Raw genomic sequence first — 15,840 nt, forward strand, 5'->3', positions numbered from 1 at the left:
GAGCAGCATGACGGATATCACGGCCTCCAGTGTGCCGGTGACGGACGTGGTCCCCACCCGTTCGCGCTTTTCGATTCACATTGCGGTGTTCCTCGCACCGGCACTGGCGATCTACACGCTGTTTTCGATCTATCCGCTGATCGATACGATTCGCCTGAGCCTTTATGCGGGCGACGAGACGGGCGCGCGCAGCTTCGTTGGTCTCCAGAACTTTTATACGCTTCTCACCGACCCCAACTGGTCGGGCCAGTTCTGGAACGCATTCTCCAACAACCTGATCTTCTTCGCCATCCACATGGTGGTGCAGAACGGCATCGGCTTGGGGTTGGCCATGCTGCTCAGCCTGCCGCGGCTGACGGGCGGCAGCGTCTACCGCACCCTGATCTTCCTGCCGACGATGCTCTCCGTGGTCATCATCGGCTTCATCTGGCAGCTGATGCTCAACCCCCTTTGGGGCATCGCGCCGAGCCTCCTTAAAGCAGCGGGATTGGGCAGTCTCTTCGGCCCTTGGCTGGGGCAGGAATCGACGGCGCTATTGACGGTTTCCCTCATTTCCGTGTGGCAGTTCGTCGGCATCCCGATGATGCTGATCTATGCGGCCCTCCTGAACATTCCGGACGATCTTCTCGATGCCGCGACCGTCGACGGGGCAGGGCCGTTCAGCGTGTTCTGGTTCGTGCGCCTGCCCCTGATTCTGCCGACGCTCGGTGTGGTGTCGGTCCTCACTTTTGTTGCCAACTTCAATGCCTTCGACCTGATCTATGCGATCAAGGGTGCGCTCGCGGGCCCGAATTTCTCGACCGACATTCTCGGCACTTTCTTCTACCGCACCTTCTTCGGTTTTCAGCTTCAGGTCGGCAGCCCGACCATGGGGGCCGCGGTGGCTACTGCGATGCTGATCATCATCCTGATCGGCGTTCTGATCTATCTGTTCGGCGTGCAGCGGAAGCTGCAGCGGCATAGCTTCTAGCGGAGTTCGGGACATGACCATCAGACCCGGCCGCATCGCCGTTCACATCGCTCTGATCCTCTACACGATCCTGGCGCTCGGCCCGATCTTTCTCATCCTGATCAATGCCTTCAAGACGCGCCGGGCGATCTTCGCCGACCCGCTCGGCCTGCCCAATGGCCAGACATGGACAACCATCGGCTTCGACCGGGTTTTCGCCAATTCCGATTTCGGCCTCTACTTCTTCAACAGCCTGACTGTCACCGTCGTGTCCCTGGTGCTCATCGTGCTCATTGGAGCCATGGCCGCCTGGGCGCTGACCGAATACCGCTTTCGCGGCAACACACTGCTCAGCCTTTATCTTGCCATCGGCATCATGGTGCCGATCCGGCTGGGCAGCGTCAGCATCCTGCGCATGATGGTGGAGCTCAACCTCGTCAACACCCTGACGGCCCTCATTCTCGTCTATGTGGCGCAGGGCCTGCCGCTCGCGATCCTGATCCTCGGCGAGTTCATCCAGCAGATCCCGAAAGACCTGCGTGACGCGGCCCGCTGCGACGGCGTCAGCGAGTACCGGATCTTCTTCAGCATCATCCTGCCGCTGATCAGCCCGGCCATCGCGACGGTCGCTGTGTTCACCATGGTGCCGGTGTGGAACGATCTGTGGTTTCCCCTGATCCTGGCACCCGGCGACGGCAAGCAGACGATCACGCTCGGCGTGCAGCAGTTCATCGGCCAGTACGTGACCGACTGGAACGCGGTTCTCGCCTCCTTGACGCTCGCGATCGCGCCCGTTCTCGTCCTTTATCTTCTCTTCTCCCGCTATCTCGTGCGCGGCCTGACTGCCGGTGCCGTGAAATGAGCATCATTCCAGGAATTGGCTGCAATGGCTGAGGTTTCCCTTCACGGTGTTGCGAAATCCTTTGGGGCAACCGAGATCCTGCGCGACATCAATCTCTCCGTCGATGACGGGGAGTTCGTGGTCTTCGTCGGCCCCTCGGGCTGCGGCAAGTCCACTTTGCTGCGCATTATCGCCGGTCTCGAGACGGTCAGCGGCGGAGAGATCCGGATCGGAAGCCAACGGGTGAACGAGTTGCCGCCGGCGGACCGCAAGATCGCCATGGTGTTCCAATCCTATGCGCTCTACCCGCACATGAACGTCTACAAGAACATGGCGTTCGGCCTCAAATTCGCCAAGACCGACAAGGCGGAGGCGGACCGCCGGGTGCGGCAGGCCGCCGAGATCCTGAAGCTGACGCCGCTTCTCGACCGCAAGCCGCGGGAGCTGTCGGGCGGCCAGAGGCAACGCGTTGCCATCGGCCGCGCCATCGTGCGCAATCCCAGCGTCTTCCTCTTCGACGAGCCGCTGTCGAACCTCGATGCAGCCCTGCGTGTCAACACGCGCCTCGAGATCGCCAAGCTCCATCGCGATCTCGGCGCCACGATGATCTACGTCACGCACGATCAGGTCGAGGCAATGACGCTGGCCTCCAAGATCGTTGTGCTGAACCAAGGGCGGATCGAGCAGGTCGGGGCGCCGCTGGAGCTCTACCGCTCCCCCCGCAACCTGTTCGTCGCCGGCTTCATCGGCTCGCCGCGCATGAACTTCATCAAAGGGCAGGTTCTTCGGGTCAGCGAGGAGCAGGCCATTATCGGCTTCGCCGGCACGGAGGCTGCCGTGGATGTGAGACCCGGCAGCGTGAAACCCGGCGATCACGTGACGGTGGGCATCAGGCCCGAGCATATGGAAGTGGAAGGAGCCGGTTCCGCGCCGCTCAGAGGCACCATCGACGCCGTGGAGCAGCTAGGCGAGTCGAGCTATGTCTATATGCGGCTGGCCAGCGGCGATGACGTGATTGTCCGCGCCCCTGGCGAGACCGAGGCGACGCCGGGCGGCACCTATACCGCCCATGTGCCTAGCCGCGCGCTCCATGTGTTCGATGCGGCGGGCCTGTCGGTTCTGCCTGAGCGCTCTTGAAGCGAACCCTCTACGAGTTCGATACAGCTGCTGCGATCCTCGGCGCCAATGCGCTGTTGAGAATGTCGGCTGGCCGACCTGAAGCGACGACCTTGCCATCGGCGACGAACGCCATCTGATCGACCACGTCAGCGGCGTCCTCAGGGGTGTGGATCGTCATGAGGATGGTGACGGGACGCTTGCGACGCATATCGTCGACGAGGAGGATCATATCGCGACGCAAGTTCGGGTCGAGGCTGCTGAAGGGTTCGTCGAGCAGTATCAGCGGACGACCGGAAACCAGGGCGCGGGCCAGCGCCACGCGCTGGCGCTGACCGCCCGACATCTCGCCGGGCCTGCGGGAGCCGAAGCCTTCAAGGCCGACGGATCCCAGCGTTTCCTCGATGAGCCGCTTCTCATCGCCGGTCAGGCGCAGCGAGGGCCGGAGGCCAAGGCCGACATTCTGTTCCACGTTCAAATGCGGAAACAGGTTGTGATCCTGGAACACGATGGCGACAGGCCGCTTGGCTGGGGGGAGCGGCAGGAGGTTCTGCCCACCAAGAGTCAGCATGCCGCTCTCCGGCGTCTCGAAGCCGGCGATCATGTGGAGCAGTGTGGTCTTGCCGCCGCCGGACGGGCCGATGACGGCACAGAGGTGTCCTGCCTGCACTGATAGTGAGTAGTCTGCCACGAAATCGGGCCAGGCTAGGCGGCAATTCTCAATGACCAGCATGGGACATGCGACCTGAAATGTGAGCCAGAAGGAAGGCGATAAGAACGATGACGAGGCCGATGGCTGAAGCCTCGTCGAGCCGGTAGGCGCCGAGGCGTTCGTAGAGAAGGTACGGCAGCGTCACCAGTTCCGTGCCGCCGAAAAGCGCGATGATGCCGAAATCGCCGAATGACAGGGCCATCGCCAGCGCGAAGCCCGCGGCGAGCGGGCGCTTGAGCACGGGCCAGTCCATGATCGTCAGCTTCGCCCATCCGGTGACGCCCAGCGAGGCAGCGACGCGGCCGTAGCGTTCCTCGACGGTGAGCAGATGCGGCGCGACGAAGCGGTAGGCGAAAGGCACGGCGGCCAACCCGTTGATGAGCGGCAGGAGAATCAGACCCGCGGACGAGGGATTCCCGAAGCGCTGGATCAGCAGGAAGAGGCCGGCCGTCAGTGCGAAGGGCGGAACGGCCAGCAGCGTGTCGGGCAGGAAGTCATAGAAGGCCGCGATGCGCGGCGAGCGCAGGACAAGACGCCTCCGCCGTGCTGCGGATGCCAGCGCGAGCGCCAGAATGCAGGCGATCACGGCCGCAGCGGCGGCGATGATCATGCTCGTGACGAAAGCCTGGAGCAGGTCCACTTCCAGGATGCCGGGAATGTTGCGTAGACCTGTAAAAACGCTGACGGCGAGCGGCGCGATGAATAGGGCTGAAACCGCGAGCACAAGGCCATCCAGAACCTTCAGGCGGCGGTCATTCGCATCGGGCCGGCGGACGAGGCTGCGGAAAGTGTGGCCGACGGGTGGACGTGTGAACGCCCAATGCAGCAACGCCGTCATCGAGAGGCAGATGACGAGCTGGATCAGCGCCAGCCAAGCCACGCGGCCGAAATCGAGATCGATCTTGAGCGCCTCGTAGATCGCCACCTCCAGGGTGGAGCGGCTCGGGCCTCCTCCAAGGGCCAGCACGATGGCGAAGCTCTTGAAGCACATAAGAAAGATGAGGCCTGCGATGCCGGGCAGCTCAGTGCGCAGCACGGGCCAGTCGAGATGGCGGAAGATCTGCGCCGGCGTGAACCCGAAGGCCGTTGCGAGGCGCCAATGTTCGGCGGGGATCTGGTTCAAGCCGTCCAGCGTGATCCGCGCCACGAAGGGAGCGTTCAGGAACACATGGGCGATGAGAATGCCCGGATAGCCGAAGATGCTGATGCCGCCCGGCCACCCGAAGAAGGCGAGCAGCTCTGAAAGCCAGCCGCTGCGGCCATATACGGCGAAAACCGCGAAGACCGCCACAATGGTGGGCATCACCATCGTGGTGCCAAGAACTGCCAGAACGACTCCCCGACCCGGGAACGAGCGCCGCACGAGCGCGAGCGCGAGGCCGATGCCGAGGGCAAGCGACAGAACGGTCGAAAGCATCGCCTGGATGATCGAGAAGGCGAGCACGTGTCCGAGGTAAGGGCCGATGGAGAAAAGCGTCGGCGTTCCTCCATCGAAGGTGGCGAGCGCGATGAAGCCGCCCGCAACCAGGCTTAAGATGGCAAAGGCCACCAGGGTTCCGGGATGAGGCAGCTTCAAGGTCAGCATGAGCGATCAGCGCGCCGTTGCGTTGAGCCAGGCATCCGTGAAGGCGCGGCGGTTCTGCTGCACCTCTTCGGGTGTGAAGAGAAGCGCTTGGCTCGGCTGGATCATCCCCTTGAGCGCCTCAGGCACACCCGAGGGCGGGTTCTTCGCCGGATACATCCAGTTGGTCTCCGGGATTGCCGTCTGGAACGGCTCGCTGAGGATGAAGGCCATGAATTGCTTCGCGAGTTCAGGCTGCTTCGTCGTGCGGGTCATGCCGGCGAGTTCGACGTGAAGGTAGTGCCCCTCCGTGAAAGCGGCGGCCTTGTAGTTGTCCTTCTTCTCCGCGACGATGTGGTAGGCAGGCGACGTGGTGTAGGACATCACCATGTCGGCCTCGCCCTTCATGAAGAGACCGTAGGCTTCCGACCAGCCCTTGGTGAAGGTGACGATGCGGGGTTTAAGCTTGCCCCAGGCTTCGCCGGCCTTGTCGCCGTAGACCTTCTGCATCCAGAGCAGGAGACCGAGGCCCGGCGCGCTGGTGCGGGGATCCTGCAGCACCACCTTCGGACCGTTGGGATTGTCGACGAGTTCCTTCAGGCTTTTCGGCGGGTTAGGCAGCTTGTTGGCGTCATAGACGAAGGCGTAGTAGCCCCAGTCGAAGGGGATGAAGGTGTCATCCTTCCATTCGATGGGAAGAGACAAATCCTTTACCTCGGCGCCGTGCGGGGCAAAGAGGCTGAGGGACTTCGCTTCCGCCACGAGGTTCATGTCGAGACCGACGACCGCATCGGCCTTGGTGTTTTGGCCTTCGAGCCGCAGCCGTCCGAGCAGGCTGCCCGCATCCTCGGCGGTGACCCAGGTGATGTCGCAGTTGCAGGTTGCCTCAAACCGCTCTTCGACGGTCTTGGCAGGGCCGTATTTCCCGGCGAACGAGCTGTAGGTGTAGACGGTGAGCGTCGGCTTGGTCTGCGCCTGGGCGAGGCCGGTGGCGAGCCCGAGCGAAACGAAGGTGAGAAGAAGGCGGCGTAACATCTTAAGAGCGCTCCCATGCAAGAGGCAGGCCGGACAGGCGGCGCAAATTGCACGGGGCATAGCTTTTGTGGCGATGTCGCATGCTCATTCCCTCCGCCGGCATGACCCGGATCAGGTTCGACGGGTCGGCGGCCTGGCCGCCTCTCAGCCCCGTATGAGGCTCCCCGTGAGACGCTTTGCTTCTAGAACAGATCAGGGGCGGCCACAAGCCGCCTCTGTTGAAGTTACTTCCGGCTGCCCTTGTCCTTGCCGTTGGTCATGGCTGCCCGGCGCAGGGCATCGGCAAGCGCGCCGCCGGAGGAGGGGGCTTGTGCCGCGGGCTTTCTTTCCGCTTGAGCCCGGTGCTTCTGGAAAGCTCCCCGGTTGTCGTCCTGCCGACCGGCAGGGCGCGTCTCGGCCGGATCGCTCATGCGCATGGTGAGCGAGATGCGCTTGCGGGGGATGTCGACCTCGAGCACCTTCACCTTCACGATGTCGCCCGGCTTCACCACGGTGCGCGGATCCTTCACGAAGGTGTCGGCGAGCGCCGAGATGTGAACGAGGCCGTCCTGGTGCACGCCGATATCCACGAAGGCACCGAAGGCTGCCACGTTGGTGACGACGCCTTCCAGCATCATGCCCGGCTTCAGGTCGCCGATCTTCTCCACGCCTTCCATGAAGGTGGCGGTCTTGAACTCGGGACGCGGATCGCGGCCCGGCTTTTCGAGCTCACTGAGAATGTCCTTGACGGTCGGCACGCCGAACTTCTCGTCCGTGAAGTTCTGCGGGTTGAGCTTCTTCAGCACCGCGCCGTTGCCGATAACCACCTTGATATCGCTCTTCGTGGCTTCGAGAATCCGGCGCACGACCGGATAGGCTTCGGGGTGGACGCCGGAGGCATCGAGCGGATCGTCGCCGTTCGGGATGCGCAGAAAGCCGGCGGCCTGCTCGAAGGTCTTCGGCCCAAGCCCTGAGACCTTGGTCAGCGCCTTGCGGGTCTTGAACGGACCGTTGGCATCACGGTGAGTGACGATGTTCTGCGCAACCCAGTCGCCAAGGCCCGACACGCGGGCGAGCAGTGGCGCCGATGCCGTGTTGAGATCGACGCCGACCGCGTTCACGCAATCCTCCACCACCGCGTCGAGGGAGCGGGAGAGCTTGTACTCAGCGAGATCGTGCTGGTACTGCCCCACGCCGATGGATTTCGGGTCGATCTTCACGAGTTCGGCGAGCGGATCCTGCAGGCGCCGCGCAATGGAGACGGCGCCGCGGATGGAAACGTCGAGATCCGGCAGTTCCTGGCTGGCAAAGGCCGATGCCGAATAGACGGAGGCGCCCGCTTCCGAGACCATGATCTTGGTGAGCTTGAGGTCCGGGTGCTTTGACACCAGTTCGGCCGCGAGCTTGTCGGTCTCGCGCGAGGCGGTGCCGTTGCCGATGGCAATGAGCTCGACGCGGTGAACCCTGCAGAGCCGCGCCAGGATTGCGATGGATTCGTCCCATTGCCGCTTGGGTTCGTGGGGATAAATCGTGTCGGTGGCCACCACCTTGCCGGTGGCATCCACCACGGCCACCTTCACGCCGGTGCGGTAGCCCGGATCAAGGCCCAGAGTTGGGCGTGCGCCGGCGGGAGCCGCGAGCAGCAGGTCGCGCAAGTTGCCGGCGAACACCTTCACGGCTTCGTCCTCGGCGAGCTGCCAGAGCTTCATCTTCATGTCGAGTTCGATGGAGAAGCGCAGCTTCGTCCGCCAAGCCCAGCGGACGGTGTCGAGCAGCCACTTGTCACCGGCGCGTCCCTGATCGGCGATGTTGAAAGTAAGTGCAACACGGCCCTCGTAGCGGCTGACATAGCCGGGCTCGGCCGCATCCTTGTCCTCCTCCATGCGCAGGTCGAGGATCTCCTCCTCGCCGCGGAAGAGGGCGAGGATGCGATGGGACGGCAGCTTGGGCAGTGGCTCGGCGAAGTCGAAATAGTCGGAAAATTTAGCGCCGTCGTTCTGTTTGCCGTCGCGCACCTTGGAGGTGAGGCTGCCGCGCTCCCAGTAGATGTCGCGCAAGGCACCCAGCAGTTCTGCATTCTCGGCAAACCGCTCGACCAGAATGGAGCGAGCACCTTCAAGAGCCGCCTCCGGCGTCGCCACATCTTTTTCTGCATTCACGAAAGCACCCGCAACCTCCTTCGGATCACGGGTCGGCTCGCCCAGGAGCAGGTCGGCGAGCGGCTCCAGGCCGGCCTCACGGGCGATCTGCGCCTTGGTGCGGCGCTTGGGCTTATAGGGCAGGTAGAGGTCTTCAAGCCGCGCCTTGGTGTCGGCAGTGTTGATCTGGAGCGCCAGTTCGTCGGTGAGCTTGCCCTGCTCGCGGATGCTGTCGAGGATTGTCTTGCGGCGACTCTCCAGCTCGCGCAGGTAGCTCAAGCGCTCCTCCAGGGTGCGCAACTGGGCGTCGTCCAGGGTGCCGGTGACTTCCTTGCGGTAGCGCGCGATGAAGGGAACGGTCGAACCGCCGTCGAGCAGATCGATGGCCGCCTTGACCTGCCATTCCTGAACATTCAGTTCGCTCGCGATGCGCTGACCGATGGATAGCATGAAAGTCTCCGAGAGGTTGAGGCGCGGCTTCTACGGTGCGGGGCGCCCCCGGGTCAACGGCCCGTCCACAGTGCCAGGGTCGCAGTGCCTGTAGGGAAAGCACTTTTCCCGGCGATTCCCCTTGGCTCCGAAAGCCTTGGCGTATAGACCGTCCGGCCCTTCTCGTCCGCGCCCGAGGTCCTCATGCCACAATCCCACGATATTTCCATCGGCATCGACTTCGGCACCAGCAACACGGTCGTGGCCATCGCGAGCCCGGACGGGCAGATGGAGGCGCTGACCTTCGAACATGGGGGCGAGAGTCTCAAGGTCTATGTGACCGCGCTCTGCTTCTGGGACGAACGGCACGGCAACGGCCTGCGTACCGAGGTCGAGGGCGGCCCCTGGGCCATCGAGCAGTTTCTGGAAGGGCTCCATGCCCATCGATTCATCCAGTCCTTCAAGACTTTCGCGGCGAGCGCCACCTTCAAGGAAACCCGCATCTTCCGGGAGCGCTACGGCTTCGAGGACCTGCTGAGCGCGTTCCTTCGTACCCTCGCGCGCCATGGCGGCTCACGCCTGGAGTGGGGTGCGCGTAATGTGATCGTCGGCCGGCCCGTCCGGTTCGCCGGCTACAACCCGGACGACGATCTTGCCATGCAGCGCTACCGGGCTGCTTTCGGTCGCCTTGGGGCAGACCATGCCCGCTACGTCTATGAGCCCGTAGGCGCGGCCTTCTTCTATGCGCGGCAGCTCGACCACGATGCGACCGTGCTCGTGGCCGACTTCGGCGGCGGCACCAGCGACTTCTCCGTCGTGCGCTTTTCCAGAAAGGGCGGAGTGCTGCGGGCGGAGCCCCTGGGCCATGCGGGCATCGGGCTTGCGGGCGATGCCTTCGACTACCGGATCGTCGACCGGGTCGTCTCGCCCCGCCTTGGCAAGGGCGGGCTCTACCGCTCGATGGACAAGATCCTGTCGATCCCCAATCACTACTACGCCAACTTCGCCCGCTGGAACCAACTGGCGATGATGAAGGGCGGCGGCGATCTGAAGGAGTTGCGGGAACTCGCCCGTGCGGCTCTCGAGCCTGAACCGCTCGAGAAATTCATCGACATCATCGAGTATGATCTCGGCTTTGCCCTCTACCGTGCCGTGTCATCGGCAAAAGTGGCGCTCTCAAGCCAGGAGGAGACGGATTTCCGGTTCCAGGGCGAGGGCGTCGATATTCAGGCGCGGATCACCCGGGCCGATTTCGAGAGTTGGATCGCCGAGGATGTTCAGAAAATCGCCGGCACGGTGGACGAGGCGCTCACTAAGGCCGGCGTGAAGCCGGAGCAGATCGAGCGCGTCTTCCTCACGGGTGGCACGTCCTTCGTGCCCGCCATCCGCCGCCTGTTCGTGGAGCGCTTCGGCGATAGCTGCCTGACCTCCGCCGACCAGTTCGAATCGATCGCTTACGGCTTGGCCCTCATCGGTCAGACGGAGGAGCCGGGCCGATGGGCTGTCACCAACTAGGCCGCAATCGGCTGGAAATCCGGCAGGCCTGTGCGATGGCAGCCTGGAGACAGAGTTACGGAACCGTGCTTTGGCTGATCGATTGATCCCATCGGAGCATCAACCTATCAGGAGAGCGCCATGACCCGCGGTGACAAGTCCGCCTATACGGACAAGCAGAAGCGCAAGGCTGAGCATATCGAGGAATCCTACGAGAGCCGCGGCACGTCCGAGAAGGAAGCCGAGCGTCGGGCCTGGGCGACCGTTAACAGGCAGGACGGCAGCGGCAAGAAAAGCGGTTCCGGACGTAGCTAAAGGCATAGCTGGGCAGCTTGGTTAGGGTAGTGCGCCGGGCGGAAAGCAGGTGTATGAGGATCCCCTGACCCTTTGCCAAGCTCTGCCATGGAGGAAGCCTTGCTCACCAGTTCAGCCGCCGGCGTTTATGTCATCTGTCCCACGCCTTTCGAAAGCGACGGGCGGGTGGACGCAGCCTCCACCGACCGGATGGTCGAGGCCTATCTGAAAGCCGGAGCCACCGGGCTGACCATTCTCGGCATTATGGGCGAGGCTCCCAAGCTGGCAGCCGACGAGGCGCTGGCCTTCGCCCGTCAGGTCATCGCCACGGTGGCAGGCCGCGTTCCCGTGATCGTCGGCGTGTCCGCGGCGGGTTTTGCCGCCATGTCGGGGCTCTCCTCCAAGGTGATGGATGCGGGCGCTGCCGGCGTCATGATCGCGCCGCCATCGACCCTGAAGACCGACGATCAGATCGTGTCTTATTATGCCGATGCGGTCGAAGCCATCGGATCGGACGTGCCATGGGTGCTCCAGGATTACCCGCTCACGACCAATGTGGTCATGACCCCGAAGGTGATCATGCGCATCATCGAGCAGAGCCCCTCCTGCGTGATGCTCAAACACGAGGACTGGCCGGGACTCGACAAGATCACGACTTTGCGTCGCGCGAGCGATGCCGGCCAAGCACGCCGCGTGTCGATCCTGTGCGGCAATGGCGGTATGTTCCTGCCCTTCGAGATGGAGCGCGGCGCCGACGGCGCCATGACGGGCTATGCTTACCCCGAGATGCTGGTGGGCGTGGTCAACCTCATCAACCAGGGCAAGCGGACAGAGGCGCACGATCTCTTCAATCGGCATTTGCCCCTGGTGCGCTACGAGACGCAGCCCGGCGTCGGGCTCGCCGTGCGCAAATACGTGCTGAAGCGGCGCGGCATCATCGCGACCGACACGCTGCGCAAGCCCGGGCCGAAGCTGAGCCCAGAGACGATCGCCGATATCGAATGGCTGATGGAGCGCATCGAGCGCTCGTAAGACAAGGGGAACTTCACATGAAAACAGGATTGGAAGGAAAGCGCGCGCTCGTTCTCGGCGCGAGCAAAGGGCTTGGCTTCGGCATCGCTCAAGGCTTGGCGGAGGAGGGTGCACGTGTGGCTATCGCGAGTCGCACGATGGAAGGTTCGAAAGGCGCCGCCGACAAGATCGGCAGGGGCGTTCTGCCGTTTATCTGCGACACCGGCAAAGTCGATCAGGTCGATGCGCTGGTGAAGGACGTGACGGCGGCGCTTGGCGGTGTCGACATCCTCGTGCTCAACAGCGGTGGTCCGCCGCCCGGCAAGGCTCAAGGGGTATCGTCCGATCAATGGCGTCAATCGTTCGACGCGATGTTTGTCAATCTCGTGCGGATCGCGGATCAGCTGCTGCCCGGCATGATCGAGCGCAAGTTCGGCCGCATCATCTCGGTCATTTCCTCCGGTGTGATCCAGCCCATTCCGAACCTCGCCATCTCCAATGCGATCCGCCCCGCGCTCGTAGGCTGGGGCAAGACCTTGGCGAGCGAGGTTGCCACCTCGGGCGTCACGGTGAATGCCATTGCGCCGGGCCGTATCGCCACGGATCGCCTGAAGCAGCTCGATGCTGCCAATGCCGAACGCACCGGCCGCTCCGTGGAGGATGTGGCCGCAGCCGCTCGTGCTGGCATTCCGGCGGGACGTTACGGCGAGATCGAGGAGTTCGCGGCCGCCGCCGTGTTCCTCGCCAGCGAGAAGGCCTCGTTCATGACGGGCTCGATCCTGCGCGTCGATGGCGGCCAGATCTCGTCCGTGACCTGATCGATAACGGGTGAGGCAAGACGTTGCCTCACCCCACCCTCACACGATGGCACCGGCTGCGTAGAGAGCAATTCCCGCGGCCGAAGTTGCGGCTAGGGTTGGCAGCATTCCGACGTGCAAGCGGAACATGGCGATGATCGCCGCTACTGAGAGCAGCAACGCCCAGAGGTTCACGCTCCCCCACACAGGGGCGTCAAAGTTGAGGATTCCCCATTCCACCGGGCGAACGCCCCTGAAGATCGTATGGATGCCGAACCAGATCGCGAGGTTCAGGATCACGCCCACGACGGCCGCCGTGATGGCAGTCAGTGCGCCGCTTAAAGAACGATTGCCACGCAGCACCTCGATGTAGGGGGCGCCGAGAAAGATCCAGAGGAAGCAGGGCGCGAAGGTCACCCACGTGGCGAGAAGCCCGCCCAGCGTACCTGCCAGAAGCGGATGGAGGGCGCCCGCATCCCGGAAGGCTGCCATGAAGCCTACGAACTGCAGCACCATGATCAGGGGGCCAGGCGTCGTCTCGGCCATGCCGAGACCATCCAGCATCTCGCCGGGCTGCAGCCAGCCATAGGTCTCGACTGCCTGCTGCGCCACATAGGCCAGAACTGCGTAGGCGCCGCCGAACGTCACCATTGCCATCTTGGAGAAGAAGATCGCAATCTGGCTGAAGACATTGCTGTCGCCGAGAAGCAGCAGGAGGGCAGCGACCGGCACGAGCCAGAGCGCCAGCCATACAGCGGCGATGCGCACGCTTCGTCCTGTGTTGGGCCTGGCGTGATCTGGCAGATGCTCTCCAAGCAGGTTGTCGCTTTCCTCTGCACTCTGGCTGCCATGCCCGCCGACTTGAAATTCCGGCAGGTTTGCTCTTCCGCCAAAGAAACCCGCCAAACCGGCGGCGAGGATGATCAGCGGGAAGGGAGCGTCGAGAAAGAAGATTGCCACGAAGGCAGCCGCCGCAATCCCGATCAGGATACGGTTCTTGAGCGCCCGCTTGCCGATCCGCACCACCGCTTCGAGCACGATGGCGAGCACGGCCGCCTTCAGGCCGAAGAACAGCGCCGCAACGAAGCCGACCTTACCGTAGAGGGCATAGATCCAGCTCAGGCCCATGATGGCAATGATGCCCGGCAGGATGAACAGGCCGCCCGCTAGAATGCCGCCGAGAGTGCGGTGCATGAGCCAGCCTACATAGGTGGCAAGCTGCTGCGCCTCCGGCCCCGGCAGCAGCATGCAGTAATTGAGCGCGTGGAGAAACCGGCTCTCCGAGATCCAGCGCTTCTCCTCGACCAGGATGCGATGCATCACGGCGATCTGGCCCGCGGGGCCACCAAAACTTAGGGCCGCGACCCTCAGCCAGACCCGGAAGGCTTCGCTCAGGGAGACGCCATGGCTTGGGAGGGGCTGAGTGGTCGAACTTCCGGTGGTTGTCTCGCTCATATCACGCTCCCGGCTTCTTCGAAGGCCAGTTGTGTGTTTCATCTGTTGCATCTCGACACCAACGATACAGGGCGTCATAGAGCAGAAGCCCAGCATCGAGTTGGGCAAGATCATCCGAATACATGCGGGATAATCCCAGGGAAACGGCCAAGAGACCCGAGGCCTCGGGAGCAAGATCGAGCCGAGCCGTGTCGGCACCTCTCACGATGGTACCGAGGCGTCTCAAGGGCTCGGTACCAAGCCCGAACTCTTCCACCATCACGTCAAAGGTGCAAAGCTCTCCGCGATGGCTCCATAAGATATTGTCGCCTTCGATGTCGAAAGGCGTGGCCTCAAATCGCTCCACGACGCCAGGAACCTCCGAAGTCGGAACGAACAGGAACACCGCGTTCGGATCGACGAAGCGGCGGATCAGCCATGGGCAGGCAATCCGGTCGATCTTGGGGCGCGAGCGTGTCACCCAGATCGTCCGTCCCTGCTGGTCACGGGGTGGAATTCTTTCGGTGGGCACCATGGGCAAGTCAGCTTGGGCCCAAGCCAAAGTCCCACCCTCAAGGGTGTCGGCCGGGATGCCTGCATGGCGGAGCCAGGCTGCCACCCCATGGCTGAGCTTCAGCCCCTTCTGGCAGATCACGATGGCGGATCTGCCTGTGAACTCATGAGCCCAGTCCGAGACCGTGCCGAAGGGGCGCCTAATGGAGCCGGGAATGAGACGGGGATCGCTTTCAAAATCCTCGTCGATGCGAACATCGATAAGAACCGGGCACTTGGGGGTGCCAATAAGACGAGCAAGCTTTTCAGCCGAGATGGTGTTGAATGACGACATGATGCATCCGTGAATGTTTGGTGCGGATGCGATGCTTGGGCATGTCGCCTCGTGGGGAGATCGCGATCCCCATGAGGGTCATCAAAGTTCAGGCCGGCGATTTTGTCAAATCAATTCAATAATCTCTGAATTGGCCTCAGAAATCCTGCTCCGCGCTCCGCTCAAGCGTCTGAACCACGAGGCCGTTCTCGATCAATGTGGTCCACACATCCTCCGCAGTGTCGGCGAAATTGACCAGCTCGCGATCCCTCTCGCTCACCATGCCGTGTTCGAGCAAAGCGTCAAACTTGATGACGGATTGCCAATAGGCCTTGTCGAAGAGCACGATGGGCAGGGCCGGCGCCTTTCCAGTCTGCCGGAGGGTCAGGATCTCGAAGAGTTCGTCCAGAGTTCCAAAACCTCCGGGGAACACCACCAGCGCATTGGCCCGCATGGCGAGGTGCATCTTGCGCATGGCGAAATAGTGGAAGCGGAAGGTCAGGTCCGGGGTCGAATAGGCGTTGGGCTCCTGTTCGTGCGGCAGGGTGATGTTGAAGCCGATGGACGGGGCGCCCACATCGGATGCTCCCCGGTTGGCCGCTTCCATAATGCCGGGGCCGCCGCCTGTTGCGATGACATTGTCGCGCGTCCCGCTGGTGACGGTCATAGCACCGCCGCGCTGCGAAGCGATGGCGCCGAAGGACCGCGCTTGCCCGTACCAGACGGAGTGCCGCCCCGGCCCATCCTCCCGGATGCGAGCGCTGCCGAACACCACGATAGTGGATCGCACGCCCCAGGTCCGCAGGCTCTCCTCGGCCTTTGCGTATTCCAGCATGAATCGCACGCCCCGCGTGGAATCGCCGAGCAGGAAATCCTGATCCATCACCGCCAGTCGATAGGAAGGCGATGCCATATTGGCTGCAGCCGAGCGCTTGCTGTCATTCATGGGGTGGGGCTCCTTTGACCCGGCCACGCACAAAGCACAGTTTCGAAGCGGCGTTAATTCCCCATCGGGCCGATTGGAAGTTCCTGAGGCCCTGAGGGAGGAATACCCACCGGCTCGGCCGGGCTGGGAGCTTCACTGGGTGTTACAGGCGGGACGCCGACCGGCTCCTGAGGATCTGGGATGCCCGCAGGCCCTGGATCGGGATGCACGGGCTGGGGTATCGGATTGGGAACGTCAGGCTGCGGATCGGGAGACGGTGTATCGGACATTTCTCGCAT

Annotated in this window: 14 protein-coding genes and 1 riboswitch; of the genes, 7 read left to right on the top strand and 7 right to left on the bottom strand. The window is 63.1% G+C overall.

Annotation, left to right across the window (positions count from 1 at the left end; all coding sequences use genetic code 11):
* Window positions 1-7: 7 nt before the first annotated feature.
* Genes VB618_RS03685 through VB618_RS03695 form a run of 3 tightly spaced genes read left to right on the top strand, consistent with a single transcriptional unit; the run spans window position 8 to window position 2,927 of the window.
* On the top strand, window positions 8-970 hold the full coding sequence (locus tag VB618_RS03685; RefSeq protein ID WP_329795171.1) for a carbohydrate ABC transporter permease: 963 nt from the start codon (window positions 8-10) through the stop codon (window positions 968-970).
* A 13-nt stretch (window positions 971-983) separates the two neighbouring features.
* On the top strand, window positions 984-1,811 hold the full coding sequence (locus tag VB618_RS03690; RefSeq protein WP_329795172.1) for a carbohydrate ABC transporter permease: 828 nt from the start codon (window positions 984-986) through the stop codon (window positions 1,809-1,811).
* Between the two features lie 24 nt (window positions 1,812-1,835).
* Window positions 1,836-2,927 (top strand): ABC transporter ATP-binding protein, encoded by a 1,092-nt coding sequence (locus VB618_RS03695; RefSeq protein ID WP_329795173.1) that lies wholly within the window; start codon window positions 1,836-1,838, stop codon window positions 2,925-2,927.
* Window positions 2,928-2,937: 10 nt separating this feature from the next.
* Here VB618_RS03695 and VB618_RS03700 read toward each other — a convergent pair whose 3' ends face one another.
* The 4 genes from VB618_RS03700 to VB618_RS03715 form a co-directional block, all read right to left on the bottom strand.
* The gene (locus tag VB618_RS03700; RefSeq protein ID WP_329795174.1) at window positions 2,938-3,639 is read right to left on the bottom strand and encodes a thiamine ABC transporter ATP-binding protein; all 702 of its coding nucleotides are present in this window, start codon (window positions 3,637-3,639) and stop codon (window positions 2,938-2,940) included.
* Entirely contained in the window at window positions 3,626-5,203 is a 1,578-nt protein-coding gene (locus VB618_RS03705) for an ABC transporter permease subunit (protein WP_329795175.1), read from the bottom strand. The genes VB618_RS03700 and VB618_RS03705 overlap by 14 nt, the downstream gene beginning before the upstream one ends.
* A gap of 6 nt (window positions 5,204-5,209) precedes the next feature.
* Window positions 5,210-6,214 carry a thiamine ABC transporter substrate binding subunit gene (thiB, locus tag VB618_RS03710; RefSeq protein ID WP_329795176.1) on the bottom strand — a complete coding sequence of 335 codons (1,005 nt, stop codon included), beginning with the start codon at window positions 6,212-6,214 and terminating at the stop codon, window positions 5,210-5,212.
* Window positions 6,215-6,284: 70 nt separating this feature from the next.
* Window positions 6,285-6,391, bottom strand: a riboswitch (TPP riboswitch).
* Between the two features lie 47 nt (window positions 6,392-6,438).
* Complete coding sequence (locus VB618_RS03715; protein WP_329795177.1) at window positions 6,439-8,781, bottom strand: Tex family protein; 2,343 nt, start codon at window positions 8,779-8,781, stop codon at window positions 6,439-6,441.
* A gap of 183 nt (window positions 8,782-8,964) precedes the next feature.
* Between VB618_RS03715 and VB618_RS03720 the strand changes: the two genes are divergently transcribed.
* The 4 genes from VB618_RS03720 (at window position 8,965) to VB618_RS03735 (ending at window position 12,377) form a co-directional block, all read left to right on the top strand.
* Complete coding sequence (locus VB618_RS03720; RefSeq protein ID WP_329795178.1) at window positions 8,965-10,275, top strand: Hsp70 family protein; 1,311 nt, start codon at window positions 8,965-8,967, stop codon at window positions 10,273-10,275.
* A 120-nt stretch (window positions 10,276-10,395) separates the two neighbouring features.
* On the top strand, window positions 10,396-10,569 hold the full coding sequence (locus VB618_RS03725; protein WP_329795708.1) for a hypothetical protein: 174 nt from the start codon (window positions 10,396-10,398) through the stop codon (window positions 10,567-10,569).
* A 99-nt stretch (window positions 10,570-10,668) separates the two neighbouring features.
* Complete coding sequence (locus VB618_RS03730) at window positions 10,669-11,580, top strand: dihydrodipicolinate synthase family protein (RefSeq protein WP_442931633.1); 912 nt, start codon at window positions 10,669-10,671, stop codon at window positions 11,578-11,580.
* Window positions 11,581-11,597: 17 nt separating this feature from the next.
* Window positions 11,598-12,377: an SDR family oxidoreductase gene (locus VB618_RS03735; protein ID WP_329795179.1), complete on the top strand. Its 780-nt coding sequence runs from the start codon at window positions 11,598-11,600 to the stop codon at window positions 12,375-12,377.
* 39 nt (window positions 12,378-12,416) lie between these two features.
* Here VB618_RS03735 and chrA read toward each other — a convergent pair whose 3' ends face one another.
* From chrA to VB618_RS03750, 3 genes are all read right to left on the bottom strand, one after another.
* Complete coding sequence (chrA, locus tag VB618_RS03740) at window positions 12,417-13,811, bottom strand: chromate efflux transporter (protein WP_329795180.1); 1,395 nt, start codon at window positions 13,809-13,811, stop codon at window positions 12,417-12,419.
* A gap of 1 nt (window position 13,812) precedes the next feature.
* Complete coding sequence (locus VB618_RS03745; protein WP_329795181.1) at window positions 13,813-14,637, bottom strand: sulfurtransferase/chromate resistance protein; 825 nt, start codon at window positions 14,635-14,637, stop codon at window positions 13,813-13,815.
* Between the two features lie 136 nt (window positions 14,638-14,773).
* Complete coding sequence (locus VB618_RS03750) at window positions 14,774-15,562, bottom strand: TIGR00730 family Rossman fold protein (RefSeq protein ID WP_329795182.1); 789 nt, start codon at window positions 15,560-15,562, stop codon at window positions 14,774-14,776.
* Window positions 15,563-15,840: the final 278 nt, after the last annotated feature.

It is taken from the genome of Microvirga sp. CF3062, from assembly GCF_036314045.1.
Classification (GTDB): Bacteria; Pseudomonadota; Alphaproteobacteria; order Rhizobiales; family Beijerinckiaceae; genus Microvirga.

Excerpts from the sequence above, each read along its gene's own strand:
- thiB (WP_329795176.1), bottom strand. The coding sequence starts at position 6,214 with ATGTTACGCCGCCTTCTTCTCACCTTCGTTTCGCTCGGGCTCGCCACC.
- VB618_RS03720 (WP_329795178.1), top strand. The coding sequence starts at position 8,965 with ATGCCACAATCCCACGATATTTCCATCGGCATCGACTTCGGCACCAGC.
- VB618_RS03685 (WP_329795171.1), top strand. The coding sequence starts at position 8 with ATGACGGATATCACGGCCTCCAGTGTGCCGGTGACGGACGTGGTCCCC.
- VB618_RS03745 (WP_329795181.1), bottom strand. The coding sequence starts at position 14,637 with ATGTCGTCATTCAACACCATCTCGGCTGAAAAGCTTGCTCGTCTTATT.
- VB618_RS03725 (WP_329795708.1), top strand. The coding sequence starts at position 10,396 with ATGACCCGCGGTGACAAGTCCGCCTATACGGACAAGCAGAAGCGCAAG.
- chrA (WP_329795180.1), bottom strand. The coding sequence starts at position 13,811 with ATGAGCGAGACAACCACCGGAAGTTCGACCACTCAGCCCCTCCCAAGC.
- VB618_RS03690 (WP_329795172.1), top strand. The coding sequence starts at position 984 with ATGACCATCAGACCCGGCCGCATCGCCGTTCACATCGCTCTGATCCTC.
- VB618_RS03695 (WP_329795173.1), top strand. The coding sequence starts at position 1,836 with ATGGCTGAGGTTTCCCTTCACGGTGTTGCGAAATCCTTTGGGGCAACC.
- VB618_RS03735 (WP_329795179.1), top strand. The coding sequence starts at position 11,598 with ATGAAAACAGGATTGGAAGGAAAGCGCGCGCTCGTTCTCGGCGCGAGC.
- VB618_RS03700 (WP_329795174.1), bottom strand. The coding sequence starts at position 3,639 with ATGCTGGTCATTGAGAATTGCCGCCTAGCCTGGCCCGATTTCGTGGCA.
- VB618_RS03750 (WP_329795182.1), bottom strand. The coding sequence starts at position 15,562 with ATGAATGACAGCAAGCGCTCGGCTGCAGCCAATATGGCATCGCCTTCC.
- VB618_RS03705 (WP_329795175.1), bottom strand. The coding sequence starts at position 5,203 with ATGCTGACCTTGAAGCTGCCTCATCCCGGAACCCTGGTGGCCTTTGCC.
- VB618_RS03715 (WP_329795177.1), bottom strand. The coding sequence starts at position 8,781 with ATGCTATCCATCGGTCAGCGCATCGCGAGCGAACTGAATGTTCAGGAA.